The organism is Rhodococcus sp. NPDC019647 (assembly GCF_044389235.1).
Classification (GTDB): Bacteria; Actinomycetota; Actinomycetes; order Mycobacteriales; family Mycobacteriaceae; genus Rhodococcus_F; species Rhodococcus_F oxybenzonivorans.
In genome coordinates, this window is sequence record NZ_JBIRXS010000048.1 from 19,987 (window position 1) to 33,640 (window position 13,654).

Genomic DNA, 13,654 nt, shown 5'->3' on the forward strand with positions numbered 1-13,654 from the left:
AGTCACCATGCAACTCATCGAATGCCCGTGGTGCGGACCCCGTGAGGAAACCGAGTTCCACTACGGCGGCGAAGCCCACGTCGTGTACCCGGAAGACCCCGAATCGTTGACCGACGAACAATGGGCACACTTCGTGTTCTTCCGTGCGAACCCGAAAGGTCTTTTCGCGGAACGGTGGAACCACAGCGCCGGCTGCCGGCGCTGGTTCAACGCCGTACGTGACACCGCCACCTACCGATTCCACAGCGTCTACCGCTTGGACGAGCAGAAGCCGACGATATCGTGAACGCACCCTTCCGCACCCGCCAGGGCGGTCGCCTCGACCGCGACACCTCCTACACCTTCACGTTCGACGGCCGGGAACTGACCGGTCACCCCGGTGACACGCTCGGTTCGGCCCTGCTCGCGAACGGCGTCCACCAGATCACCACCAGCATCAAACTCGGCCGGCCCCGCGGCATCACCGCGGCGTGGGCGGAGGACACCGGCGGCCTCGTGCAGATCGAAGAGCCGTTCCCCGAGCCGATGCTGCTCGCCACCACCATCGAGTTGTTCGACGGCCTCGTCGCCCGCGGCATCCCCGGTCAGGGACGCCTTGCCACGATCGCCGATTCGGCGAAATACGACGCCACGCACGTCCACACCGACCTCCTGGTCGCCGGCGCCGGCCCGGCGGGTCTCGCCGCGGCGCTCACCGCCGCCCGGGCCGGCGCGCGGGTGGTGCTCGTCGACGAGCAGAACGAAGCCGGCGGAGACCTGCTCGGGTCCACCGACCTCATCGACGGCGCCCCCGCCCTCGACTGGGTGGCCGCCGCGGTCGCCGAGCTCGCCACCTTCCCGGATGTGCTGCACCTGCAGCGCACCACCGCGTTCGGCAACTACGACGACGGTTTCGTCCTCGCGCTCGAGCGTCGCACCGACCATCTCGGTGCCGAAGCCCCGACCGCGCTGAGCCGGCAACGCGTGTGGCGGATCCGGGCCCGGCACATCGTCGTCGCGGCCGGCGCCCACGAGCGTCCCGTCGTCTTCACCGACAACGATCGCCCCGGCATCATGCTCGCGCACGGTGCCCGCACCTTCCTGCACCGCTACGGCGTCAAGGTCGGCGAGCAGGCCGTCGTGTTCACCACCAACGACAGCGCCTACGAAGCGGCGATCGACCTGCACGACGCCGGTGTTCGCATCAACGCGATCGTCGAGGCCCGCGAGCAGGCACCCGCCCACTGGCAGGCCGAATGCGACAAGCGGGGCATCACCATCCGCACTGCATCGGTGGTGTCCGGTACCCGCGGCAACGGCCGGATCAGTCACGCCGTCGTGTCACAACGCGCAGACAACGGCACCCCAGTTCCCCTGGCCTGCGACGTCCTGCTCGTCAGCGGCGGCTGGAACCCGGCCGTGCACCTGTTCTCCCAGGCCCGCGGCAAACTCCGCTACGACGACAACCTGGGCGCCTTCGTCCCCGGCGAGACCCTTGACGGAGTCTCCGTCGCCGGATCCGCGAACGGTGTGTTCGATCTGCAGGGGTGCCTGCGCGACGGCCAGCACGTGGGCGCCGCTGCCGTGCGCAATCTCGGGTTCACGGCCTCCGTCACCGATGTCGATACTGTCGACCGTCATGCGGCGAACGACAGTGGCTTGGCGCCGCTGGTGTTGTGGCGGGTGCCCGACACCGCCGGCGAGGACACCCAGTTCGTCGACGTGCAGCGTGACGCGACGGTCGCCGACCTCGCCCGCGCGGTCGGTGCCGGGATGACGTCGATGGAGCACATCAAGCGCTACACGACTATCGGCACCGCACACGATCAGGGCAAGACCTCCGGGGTGATCTCCTCCGGCATCACGGCCGAACTGCTCGGCAGGCCGATCGAGACTTTGGGCACCACCACATTCCGACCGCCGTACACCCCGGTCGCGTTCGCCGCCCTCGCCGGCCGCAGCCGCGGCGCCCTCTTCGACCCCGAACGGGTGACGGCACTGCACGATTGGCACGTCGGACGCGGCGCGGTGTTCGAGGACGTCGGCCAGTGGAAGCGTCCCCGCTACTATCCGCTGCCCGGGGAAGACATGGATGCCGCCGTGCTGCGCGAATGCGCCGCCGTGCGCCGCAGCATCGGCATCCTCGACGGCTCGACCCTCGGCAAGATCGACGTTCAGGGTCCCGACGCCGGGGTGCTGCTCGACATGGTCTACACGAACATGATGAGCACACTGAAGGTCGGCATGGTCCGTTACGGCGTCATGTGCGGCGTCGACGGCATGGTCATCGACGACGGCACCGTGATGCGCCTGGACGACGACCGGTTCCAGGTCTTCACCACCACCGGCGGCGCCGCGAAGATCCTCGACTGGATGGAGGAATGGCTGCAGACGGAATGGCCCCACCTGCGGGTGCGGCTCACCTCGGTCACCGAACAGTGGGCCACGTTCCCCGTCGTCGGACCGCGCTCGCGGGACGTGATCGGTGAGGTCTTCCCCGACCTCGACGTCACCAACGACGCGTTCCCGTTCATGGCGTGGCGCGACACGTCCCTCGGCGACGTCCACGCGCGGGTCGCGCGGATCAGCTTCTCCGGCGAACTCGCCTTCGAAGTCAACGTCAACGGCTGGCACGCACCCGCCGTCTGGGCACGGCTGATCACCGCGGGCGAGAAGTTCGATATCACCCCGTACGGCACCGAAACCATGCACGTGCTGCGCGCCGAGAAGGGGTACCCGATCATCGGTCAGGACACCGACGGCACGGTCACTCCGCAGGACCTCGGGATGAGCTGGGCCGTGTCGAAGAAGAAGCGCGACTTCATCGGGAAGCGCTCCTTCTCCCGCGAGGAGAACCAGAACCCGCTGCGCAAGCAGTTCGTCGGGCTGCTACCCCTCGACAAGCAGACCGTGCTGCCCGAGGGCGCGCAGATCATCGAAGAGATCCCCGACGGCGTCCTGCCGCCCCCGCCGGTGCCGATGCTCGGCCACGTCACGTCGAGCTACCTCAGCGCCGAACTCGGCCGCCCGTTCGGACTCGCCCTCGTCAAGGGTGGGCGGGCCCGGCTCGGCGACACCCTGCATGTCCCGGTGAACGGAAACCTGGTCGCCGTCGAGGTCACCAGCTCCGTCCTCGTTGATCCAGAAGGAGCACGTCGCGATGGCTGACACCCTCGTCCCCCTCACCCCCCTGCACGGCTGGGACCAGAAATTCTCCGAGCTCCCCGAGTCGGTGAGCCTCACCGAGGAACCGTTCGTCACAATGGTCGACCTGTGGGTGGACCAGGCCGGGCCGGGCGGCTCTGCGGCATCGAACATACTGGGCGTGGACCTGCCCACCTCGCCCTCCACCTGCATCGAGGGCGATGCAGCGACCGCGATCTGGCTCGGCCCCGACGAGTTCCTGATCACCACCCGATCCCAGGCGCCCGAAGAGGTCGAGGTTCAACTCCGCAGCGCGGTGACCCCACACGGTGGCGCCGCGATCGACGTCTCCGCACAGCGCACCACCCTGCGCCTGCGCGGAACCCACGCCCGAGACGTCCTCGCGAAAGGCTGCTCGATCGACCTGCACCCCAAGGTCCTCGGGCCTGGCGCCGCGGTCCAGACGATGCTCGCTCTTGCCGGCGTCGTCCTGCTCCCGCTCGACAGCACCGGCACCGACTACCGGATCCTCGTGCGGTCGTCGTTCGCCCGGTACCTCGCGGAATGGCTGATCGACGCCGCCGAAGAATTCGGCATCGTTCCCGTGTAAATGACAGCATCGGCCCGGTGGACGCATGACCCCGTCCACCGGACCGGTGTTCCCTTCGTGAAGGAGTGCCCGGATGGTTACGTCCCCGACGCTCACCGCCACCCGCACCGACCGACTGCTCGATGCTCTCGCACGCGATGTTCCCCTGGTCTGCGGCATCGTCAACGTGACCCCGGATTCGTTCTCCGACGGCGGCCTATACCTCGACACCGCTGCCGCGGTCGAACACGCCTTGACTCTGGTCGCCGAAGGCGCCGAACTCCTCGACGTCGGGGGCGAATCGACACGCCCCGGATCCCGCCCGCCGTCTGTCGCCGACGAGATCACGCGCGTGATCCCCGTCGTCGCGGAACTCGCCAGACGCACAACGGTTCCGATCTCCGTCGACACGTCGAGACCCGAGGTGATGCGCGAGGCAGTCACCGCGGGCGCGTCGATGATCAACGATGTTCGCGCCCTGCGACTTCCGGGCGCCCTGCGCGCCGCCGCCGAGCTGGACGTGCCCGTGTGCCTGATGCACATGCGCGGCGATCCCGACACGATGCAGAATTCGCCGGAGTACGGCGACGTCGTGACCGAGGTGCGCGGGTTCCTCGTCGACCGTGTCGCCGCTTGCCTCGATGCGGGAATCCCCCTCGCGCACATCATGGTCGACCCGGGCTTCGGATTCGGCAAAACCCTCACCCACAATCTCGCACTATTGTCCGAGCTCCGACAGATCACCGACCTCGGTGTTCCCGTGATGGCCGGACTGTCCCGCAAAGGCATGCTGGGCACCATCACCGGCCGCGGCGTCGACCACCGTCAGGCCGCCTCGGTTGCCGCAGCCTTGATTGCCGCGCAGAACGGAGCCGCCGTCCTGCGTGTCCACGACGTCGCGGCGACCGTCGATGCCGTTGCTGTACTCGCCTGTGTGCGCGGCGCCACGGTGCGACGTTGACTTTCCACTGGGCGCCTTAGTATGCGGGAGAAGTGGGTTGATCTGACGCTCCTGTGGCCTGGTCCGCGAGCCGCGGCCATGGCCACACAGGTCACCTTCCCGTGCTGATAGGCGTACGATCGTCGACTTCGAGTACTTTGCACGATGAGGCCGCCTTGACCAGGGTCTCCTCGTACTCCTCCCTCTGATCGGAGAGTGCGGTAATTGCGCCACCGACGCCGAATTGAACGTGCGCATCGGTAACCACCATCGTTCGGATCGCTACCGACAGGTCCGCGGTTCCCGACAATGAAATGTAGCCGATTGCACCGGAGTACACCCCGCGCGCACCGCTTTCGAGTTCGTCGATGATCCCCATCGTCCTGATTTTGGGGGCTCCGGTCATCGATCCGGCAGGAAACAAGGCACGTATCGCGTCGATGACATGGACATCAGTGCGAAGCACACCCCGAACGGTGGAAACCATCTGATGAACCGACGCGTACGTCTCGATTCCGAACAGGATTGGTACGTGCACTGTTCCCGACGCACACACCCTCGACAGATCGTTGCGTACCAGGTCGACGATCATCAGGTTCTCAGCCTGGTCTTTCTCGCTCAGGGCGAGGGAATGCATCAGGGCCGTGTCCTCGTCGACGGTGGCACCGCGCGGACGGGTTCCCTTGATCGGTTTCGACTCCGCCGACCGGTCTGCCCTGACACGCAGGAACTGCTCCGGGGACGCACTGACGACCGAGAGATCACGCAAACAGAGAATCGCGGCGTGGGGCACCGGATTGAAGCGCAGAATGTTAGAGAAGATTCGGCGCGGCCCGACATCGGCATCGACGGTTGCCGTGTTGGTCAGGCACACTTCGTAGGTCTCACCGGCCCGGATCAGTTCCAGGCACTCGTCGATCAGAGCACGGTATGCCATCTCGCCGTGACGTAGTTCGAATTCCGCGCCCGTCGGACGTGCGAAGACAATCGGCGGGTCATCCCGGTCGTCGACCTCCTCCTGATCCACCAGTGCGTCGCCGACCGTGGCGAACCAAGCTTCGCTGCGCCGATCATTCGGTGTCGGGCTCAATGCGAGCGTGTAGGTACATCGTTGTTCGTGATCGATCACCACAGCTCGATCGGCAAAGACCAACGCCGCATCGGGGTGCGGGGAGGTATGGGCCCGCACGCCGCCCGTTTCTCCTTTCAGCTCGTACCCGAGGTAGCCGACATAGCCAAGATGGAAATCGAAGGGAAGCGCGGGGTCCGGTTCCACGGCCCGAAGGCGAAGCTGCGCTTCGAGGTAGTCGAAGATGGATGCCGAAATCTGCTCGTCGCGAAGATTACTGCGGCTGACGTTGACAGTCGAGGTGTTCAGGTCGTAGGTGATGTACTCGCCGTACGGTCCTGAGCAGTCGCCCATGATGGTAAATCGGGAAGCGAAATCCGATTTGACACTGCCATCGAGCCAGAAGGTGCCCGATCGACCGCCGAAGAGACTGTCGAAAAGCTGCGCAGCGTCCGGATATCGGTCCAGCCGACGATGGTCGACGACAAGGCAAGGATGCCGACTACCAGGCGGTGGCCGTCGTTCGAGAGCTGGGCCGGGCCTGTGAACGTGCACCGCGGCAGGGACACTGAGGTCCCGGAAGTTTGCCAATAACTCCCGTCCGTATTCACTCGAGATCGATTCCGGATGGAATTGGACACCCCATAGTGGCCTGCTTCGGTGCCGCACGGCCATGACCAGTCCATCATAAGTCGTCGCCAGCACCTCGAGCTCTTCCGACAGTTCCACTGCGACGAGCGAGTGATAGCGAACCACATTCATCGGCGAAGGAAGCCCGCGGAGAAGGTCTTCGCCGGTATGCACGATGGAGGAGAGTCTGCCGTGCATGGGCTCGGGCGCCCGAGCAATGCGAGCCTCGAACAACGCGCACAATCCTTGATGACCCAGGCAAACCCCGAGCACCGGTAGTCCTGATTCAGCGATGACACGAGCACTGATACCGAAGTCGGCAATGCTGGTCGGCGTGCCCGGACCGGGAGAGATCACCGCGTTGTCGAAGGCCGTGAAATCGATCGACTCCCACGTTGCATCATTCGTCACTACCGTCGGACACATACCGTTGACCGCGGTGAGCAATTCGAAGAGGTTGTAGGTGAACGAATCGTGGTTATCTATCAACAGGGTTCTGACCATCTACAGATCTCCTCGGTGCGCCTGCCATCTCAGCTACCCGCCCATTCGGCCTAGTATACCATCGAGCTTGAGACTGATATATCATCTCACCTTGCGCAAAATCGGTCGGCGATACAAGTTCCGGCCGTCCAGAGAAGCCATCAGACGATACTTGACCACCACCGCATTCTGATCTACCGTGATGTCCATCACTGATATATCAATCGTCTGTTTTTGTCCGGTCAGCGTGATCAACAGGTACCTACGGGAGGTGCGGTGAGCGACGTCCACGTTCGGGCCAACGCTGCAGATTGCGCGCACTGGGGAAGCCAGCGCGTCGGCATGTCGATCTCGATGGCCCCACCGGTAAAGCTTCCACCTGCGGCGAATTGCGCCGGCCAAGCATCACCCTCCACGCCGACATGCGAAGGAAAAGCCATGGGAGATATGCAGTTGCCCACAGGTCGGATGTACACCTCATCGCACAGCTGGTTGGCGCTTACACCGGGAGAAGCCTTGTCTGACTACCCATTGAGAGCGGGCATCACTGCAACCGCTCTCGATGGTCTCGATGTCGTGGGACTCGACCTTCCCGCAGTACGGAGCACAGTGAACGCCGGCGCCCCGTGTGCACTGATCTGGTCGTCCTCGCGGACGGTGGTCACGATGTACGCTCCCCTCAGTGGCCTCGTCACGCTGACCAATATCGCTGCGATCGACGATCCTCAACTCGTAGCTCGCGACCCCCACTACTCGGGATGGTTGTTCGCCATCCTGCCCTTCCACACATCGTCCACGAAGGACTTGCTCGCTCCCGCTCAATACACCGATGAGCTCAGCGAAGCGATATGAGCGCGCATTCCTGCTGCCGTCCCTGCCTCCACCGCGTGCCCTCGAAGTGCACAGACACAGGATTGTGATTCCATGACCATTAGCGTGTTCGACCTGTTCTCCGTCGGTGTCGGTCCGTCGAGTTCGCACACCGTCGGTCCCATGCGAGCCGCCGCACGATTCATCTCCGACCTGCACACCCTCGGAGCATTCGAGGACGTCGTCGACGTGAAGGTAGACCTGTACGGTTCACTCGCGGCAACCGGCGCCGGACACGGCACGATGTCCGCGGTCCTACTCGGACTCGAGGGATACCGTCCCGAAGATATCGAGACCGACGAGATGGAACGCCGGCTCGAGATCATGCGCAGCACCCGCCACATCTCACTCGGCGGATCCCGTGACATCGCGCTCGCCGAGGACGAAATCATCCTGCGTCCCTTGACCGTCCTGCCCTTCCACCCCAACGGAATGACACTCACCGCCTACGCCGACGAGAACGACGAACTGCACAAGGAGACCTACTTCTCGGTGGGCGGTGGCTTCGTCGTCACCGAGGCCGAAAGCATCGAAACCACCCCCGCGTCGGCTGGCGGCTTGAATTACGGATCTGCGAAAGAACTTCTCGAACTCTGCGACCGCTACGAGTGCAGCATCAGCGACCTCATGCTCTCGATCGAGCACGAATCACGGTCCACCCTCGAAATACACGAACAGTTGCTACACATCCGAGATGTGATGGTCGAGTGCGAGCAGCGTGGTATCTCGCGCGACGGGTATTTGCCGGGTGCACTGAGGGTTCGCCGGCGCGCCCGCGACTGGTTTCTGCGACTGGACCGGGAGGATCCATATCGGGCACCAGAATTCGCCGAAGACTGGGTCAACCTCGTCGCGCTTGCGATCAATGAGGAGAACGCCTCCGGTGGCCGCATCGTCACAGCTCCCACGAATGGGGCGGCCGGAATCATCCCCGCTGTATTGCACTACGCCGTGCACTACACCCCAGCCGGCAGGGCCGACCCCGACAAGACCGCGATTCAATTCCTGCTCACTGCCGGGGCGATCGGCTCCCTGTACAAGGAACGGGCCTCTATTTCCGGCGCCGAGGTCGGTTGTCAGGGGGAGGTGGGCTCCGCCGCATCCATGGCGGCGGCCGGGCTGGCCGAAATCCTCGGCGGCACCCCGGAGCAAGTCGAGAATGCGGCCGAGATCGCAATGGAACACAGCCTTGGGTTGACCTGTGATCCCATCGAGGGCTTGGTCCAGATCCCGTGCATCGAACGTAACGCCATTTCTGCGGGTAAGGCCATCAACGCTGCGCGGATGGCGCTGCGCGGCGACGGTACTCACCGAGTCAGCCTCGACCAGGTGATCGAGACGATGCGCTCGACCGGCGCTGACATGCTCTCGAAGTACAAAGAAACCTCTACCGGTGGGCTCGCGGTCAACGTCCCTGTCAACTACGTCGAGTGCTGACACCGATTTCGACACTGCACACACGGCGCCGAACCAGTGATGATCGTCAGTTCGAGTAACCAGGTTCTTCGGTCGTGCCGAGGGGTTTTCTGGAAAGAAGGATGCGTGTCATGCGGGAGAATGTGGTCACCGACGAGCTCCGGCTCCTTCCAGCGCGAGCAGCGCAGTTCGTCCGCCGGTATCCGGTCCCCCCTCGGGGAACTTACGCACCGGAGCTGCGAATCTCGATCCTCGGTGTTCTCATCCATTGCGCCGCCGTTCGTGGCGAAGCATTCGTCGCGTTCCAGCTGCTGCGCCGGTGCGGGCTTCCCGGTGATTACTACCTGCATGTCGACGTTGTCGACGAGGCGCTGATGATTCTCGATCAGTTCGAGGTCACCGAAGATGCGTGCAACCACGCCTTCGGACCGAACTGGCGACAGGTCATCCGACACGCCATTGACGTCGCCGAAATTTTGCACAGCGACTTTCACTCACTGACCCGCACCGAGAGTCTGGTCGGCAGCCACCGGCGACTCAGTGCATGGATCGCTGCCCGTGATGCAGCCTGGGAAGCCGGACGAATCACGAGTTGGTACCGCGCACAGGATGCGGCATGGGAACGCGAGTACATGGACGACGCCACCGTCCGTCTCGACGACCGCCTCTTCGCTGATACGGCGGCCGCGGTGCGCGACGCGGCAGCGGCAGTCGCACTGGCCGACCTGGTCGGCACGGCCGACTTCACTCGGGTCCATTACGAGACTCTTATCGCCCCCTGGTGTCGGGCCCGTAACGACATGGAAACCACCCCGGTAGACCTCCCGGAGCGTGCGACTACGAAGGCAACAGCGACGAGCCGACCCGATCGCCTCTGCGCCATCACCGCCGGGGTCGCCGCGCCGACCACGCTGTGACTTCATTGGTCACCGACAACGGTGCGCACCCCCCGCTGGACACTCTCTGCAGCGTTCATTTTCCATTCGCTCTGTCCCACTACTTCGGGTCGCCGTGAAGATGCGCGGACTATTCTGGGGAGAGCGTAGAGGTGGTGGATGCCAATGGCGGACGACCGGTGGGCCACTCAGCGCGAGCCGGATATCGCGGCCGAACTGTCTGCCGCTGGTTTCGACGACGCTGTGGAGATCGGACGGGGCGGGTTCGGGGTCGTTTACCGCTGCCTCCACGAAGCGGTAGACCGCACGGTCGCCGTCAAAGTCCTGACAACAGACCTCGACCACGAGAACCTCGCCCGCTTCGTGCGCGAACAACGAGCAATGGGTCGGATGTCCGGACATCCCAACATCGTCGACCTGTATCAAGTGGGGGTTACACGGAGCAACCGCCCCTTTCTGGTCATGCCCTATCATGAGCACGGCTCTTTGGACGCGCAGATTCGGAGTACCGGCCCCATCGGATGGGAACCGACCGTTCGGCTCGGGATAAAGATCGCGGGCGCTCTCGAGACCGCCCACCGAGTCGGTACCTTGCACCGGGATGTCAAACCAGCGAATATCCTGCTGACCGAGTACGACGAGCCGCAGCTGACAGACTTCGGTATCGCACGAGTTTCCGGAGGCTTCGAAACCGCCTCTGGGTCGATCACCGGTTCCCCCGCCTTCACGGCGCCCGAGGTCCTCGAAGGCCGACCGCCGACCGCCGCGTCAGACGTATACAGTCTCGGATCGACTCTGTTTTGCGCGCTCACCGGGCACGCCGCGTTCGAGCGACTCAGTGGTGAACAGGTCGTTGCACAATTCCTCCGTATCTCCTCGCAACCGATCCCGGATCTGCGAGAGTCCGGAATACCAGAGGACGTGTGCGCGACGTTGGAACGGGCCATGGCCCGTGCCGTGGAGAATCGGTTCGACAGCGCCGCCGATTTCGGCAACGAACTTCGCGCCGTGGAGCGCAGGCATCAGATGGCTGTCGATCGAATGCAGGTACCACCGCAACGTTCCCCTCTCCCGGACAGAGGGGCGGAGTCCACCGGAACGGCACAATGGCGACCTCCAGACGCCGCACCACGGTCTCGTCCGCGCCCCTACAGGGTGCAAGCGCCACGAACGCCCCCTTCCCCGCTGACCAAGTTTCGTCCACCCACGACGTCCCGAAAACTGGTGTGGCGCCACCGCTTGCTCGACACACTGCGCGCCGGCCAGGGTCGCAGACTCACCCTCGTCCACGGACCGGCAGGATTCGGCAAGAGCAGCCTGGTTGCACAGTGGCGGGAGGAACTCGTTTCCCAGGGAGTGTCAGTGGCATGGCTGACCGTCGACCGTGACGATGACAATGTGGTCTGGTTCCTGTCGCATCTAGTCGAAGCGATCCAGAGGGTTCGCGCCGAGTTGGTCGGTGATCTCGGTCAATCACTCGAAGAACAGGGGCAAGCAACTGAACGTTTCGTGCTCACTTCCCTGATCAACCGACTACACGAGAGCGGGGAACCGCTCGTCGCCGTGATCGACGACTGGCATCGGGTCTCCGCGCCCGAATCTATCGCGGTGATGGAGTTTCTTCTCGACAACGCCTGCCACCACCTTCAGATCATCGTGGCCAGCCGTACCCGGTCGGGGTTACCGCTCAGCCGTATGCGGGTTCGCGACGAACTACTGGAAATCGACTCCGCAGCACTGGGTTTCGATTCTTCTGAGTCAAGGCAGTTCTTCACCGACCGAATGCAGATCCCTCCGGCCGATTCCGATGTCGAGGAATTGCGAGCCTCGACGGATGGATGGATCGCGGCGCTACAGCTGGCATCGCTGTCGCTGCGGGAATCCGAGGGCCAGGAGACCTTGTTGGGCCAATTGCGCGCCGGGACCGACGCACTCGGCGAGTATCTCGCCGAGAACGTACTCGATGCCCTCGAACCCGACTTCCTCGACTTCGTCCTCGCGACCGCAGTACCGGACCGAGTCTGCGGAGAACTGGCTTCAGCTCTCACAGGCGTCCCCGATGGGACGGCGAAGCTCGATCAGGTCGTCGCCCGCGACCTCTTTCTCACCCGAACAGTGGAGGACCGCAGGTGGTACCGCTACCACCACCTGTTTGCGCAGATTCTGCGGCAGCGCCTCGAACGTGACCATCCGGATCGGATCGCGGCACTGCATCGCAGGGCGGCCGCGTGGTTCCGTGAGCGGCACCTACTCGGCGAGGCGCTCGATCACACCCTTGCTGCCGGTGACCGAACTGCAGCAGTCCGGCTGCTCGAGAACGACAGCTTGTACCTACTCGATCGGTCCCAGATGTCCACGCTCCTCGGCCTGATTGCCAAGCTGCCACCCGATCTGGTGTTGTCCAGTCCGCGCCTGCAGTTGACGATCGGCTGGGCGAACACTGAACTACAGCAACTCGACGTTGCAACGAAGGCCCGACACCGGACACTCGAGCTCCTGAACACACTCGACCTCCCCGACGACCAACTCGCCCAACTGAAGGTGGAAGCCGATGTGCTGCAGGCTGATACCACCATCACCGCTGACCGCGCAGCCGGTGTCAAAGATCTCGTCGCTCAGTGCCTGGCCCATGCCCACGAGCACCACCCCTTCGTCGTGTCGATGGCGGCACTCATCGATACCATCGTCGACACCTACGAGTTTCGATTCAGTGATGCCTACGACCGGCAAGTGTGGGCGACCCCATACCACCAGAAGGCCACCGGACCCTACGCCGTGGCCTACGGATACTGTTTCGCCGGTATGGCCCGAGCCGAACAACTCGACATCGCTGGGGCGAGCGAGTTGTATCACCGAGCATTCAATCTCGTACGGGACGCCGGCAACACCCAATCCCAGCACGCGCGACTCACCCGCGTACTGCTCGCCGAGGATCTCTACCAGCAGAATCGAATCGACGAGGCTGAAGAATTACTGGACGAGACCAGCGACGCAGCGGCGCTGGGTGGCGCCTCGGACTTCATGATCCGGCACTACTGCGCGAGTGCCCGAATCAGGTCCATACGCGGCGACCATGACGGCGCGGTATCCCGGCTCGATGAAGGCATCCGGACCGCCAACAAATACTCTCTCCCGCGGCTGCGGGCTGCGGTGGACTGTGAACGTGCCCGACTGGGGTATCCGCCTCGCTCCGGTGTCGTATCCCTCACCCGCCGATCACGTCAGGAGCCTGCAGACGGAATCGAACGGGTCACCGCCGAGATGGAGAACGAGGCCACGATCCTGCTGATGCTTCGCAGCGGTGATCCTGAGCAGCTCAGCCTCGCGTGCGATCTGGCCGAGAATTGGGTACAGGCACTCGCCGGAACCGGACGTGAGCTTGCGCGACTCGGAGCCACTCGACTGCTGGCAGCCTGCCTCTGGGCAGCCGGCCGGAAGGAGGAGGCCCAGCAAACGCTGATTCCTGTTGTGGCCCAATGTGAGCGGCACGGGTTGATACGCTTCCTCCTCGACGGCGGACCCCATGTCGTATCGGTTCTGAAAGCCGTGCGTGAGCAGTTGCACGAGGGCGGGGCCGCCATGCATCCGGACGTGTTGCTGCCCTTCATAGACACCGTGCTCCACAGTGCGCTGACGCG

9 protein-coding genes are annotated in these 13,654 nt (G+C 64.1%); 8 read left to right on the forward strand and 1 reads right to left on the reverse strand.

Going from position 1 to position 13,654, the window contains the following annotated elements:
* Positions 1-7: 7 nt before the first annotated feature.
* The 4 genes from ACH49N_RS37335 (at position 8) to folP (ending at position 4,673) form a co-directional block, all read left to right on the forward strand.
* Positions 8-286 carry a sarcosine oxidase subunit delta gene (locus tag ACH49N_RS37335; protein ID WP_109332682.1) on the forward strand — a complete coding sequence of 93 codons (279 nt, stop codon included), beginning with the start codon at positions 8-10 and terminating at the stop codon, positions 284-286.
* On the forward strand, positions 283-3,147 hold the full coding sequence (locus ACH49N_RS37340) for a 2Fe-2S iron-sulfur cluster-binding protein (protein WP_358278183.1): 2,865 nt from the start codon (positions 283-285) through the stop codon (positions 3,145-3,147). Before ACH49N_RS37335 ends, ACH49N_RS37340 begins: the two co-directional genes overlap by 4 nt.
* Positions 3,140-3,733 (forward strand): sarcosine oxidase subunit gamma family protein, encoded by a 594-nt coding sequence (locus ACH49N_RS37345; RefSeq protein ID WP_317766454.1) that lies wholly within the window; start codon positions 3,140-3,142, stop codon positions 3,731-3,733. The genes ACH49N_RS37340 and ACH49N_RS37345 overlap by 8 nt, the downstream gene beginning before the upstream one ends.
* Positions 3,734-3,806: 73 nt before the next feature.
* Entirely contained in the window at positions 3,807-4,673 is an 867-nt protein-coding gene (gene folP / locus ACH49N_RS37350; RefSeq protein ID WP_358278181.1) for a dihydropteroate synthase, read from the forward strand.
* A gap of 91 nt (positions 4,674-4,764) precedes the next feature.
* On the opposite strand, the gene pabB is transcribed toward folP, so the two are convergent.
* Positions 4,765-6,855 (reverse strand): aminodeoxychorismate synthase component I, encoded by a 2,091-nt coding sequence (gene pabB, locus ACH49N_RS37355; RefSeq protein WP_358278179.1) that lies wholly within the window; start codon positions 6,853-6,855, stop codon positions 4,765-4,767.
* A 417-nt stretch (positions 6,856-7,272) separates the two neighbouring features.
* Between pabB and ACH49N_RS37360 the strand changes: the two genes are divergently transcribed.
* The 4 genes from ACH49N_RS37360 to ACH49N_RS37375 all read left to right on the forward strand — a co-directional run.
* A complete protein-coding gene (locus ACH49N_RS37360) occupies positions 7,273-7,686 on the forward strand; it encodes a glycine cleavage system protein H (protein WP_159924932.1) in 414 nt (137 codons plus the stop codon).
* A 72-nt stretch (positions 7,687-7,758) separates the two neighbouring features.
* Positions 7,759-9,141: an L-serine ammonia-lyase gene (locus tag ACH49N_RS37365; protein WP_250771868.1), complete on the forward strand. Its 1,383-nt coding sequence runs from the start codon at positions 7,759-7,761 to the stop codon at positions 9,139-9,141.
* A gap of 110 nt (positions 9,142-9,251) precedes the next feature.
* Positions 9,252-10,037, forward strand: a complete 786-nt coding sequence (locus tag ACH49N_RS37370; RefSeq protein ID WP_358278176.1) for a hypothetical protein — start codon at positions 9,252-9,254, stop codon at positions 10,035-10,037.
* Positions 10,038-10,181: 144 nt separating this feature from the next.
* Positions 10,182-13,654: protein kinase (locus tag ACH49N_RS37375; RefSeq protein ID WP_397505162.1), on the forward strand; the 3,473-nt coding region annotated here is incomplete at its 3' end.

Bases quoted from the DNA above. Each gene is read 5' to 3' on its own strand.
- ACH49N_RS37370 (WP_358278176.1), top strand. From the start codon at position 9,252: ATGCGGGAGAATGTGGTCACCGACGAGCTCCGGCTCCTTCCAGCGCGA.
- ACH49N_RS37365 (WP_250771868.1), top strand. From the start codon at position 7,759: ATGACCATTAGCGTGTTCGACCTGTTCTCCGTCGGTGTCGGTCCGTCG.
- ACH49N_RS37360 (WP_159924932.1), top strand. From the start codon at position 7,273: ATGGGAGATATGCAGTTGCCCACAGGTCGGATGTACACCTCATCGCAC.
- pabB (WP_358278179.1), bottom strand. From the start codon at position 6,855: ATGGTCAGAACCCTGTTGATAGATAACCACGATTCGTTCACCTACAAC.
- ACH49N_RS37335 (WP_109332682.1), top strand. From the start codon at position 8: ATGCAACTCATCGAATGCCCGTGGTGCGGACCCCGTGAGGAAACCGAG.
- ACH49N_RS37345 (WP_317766454.1), top strand. From the start codon at position 3,140: ATGGCTGACACCCTCGTCCCCCTCACCCCCCTGCACGGCTGGGACCAG.
- folP (WP_358278181.1), top strand. From the start codon at position 3,807: ATGGTTACGTCCCCGACGCTCACCGCCACCCGCACCGACCGACTGCTC.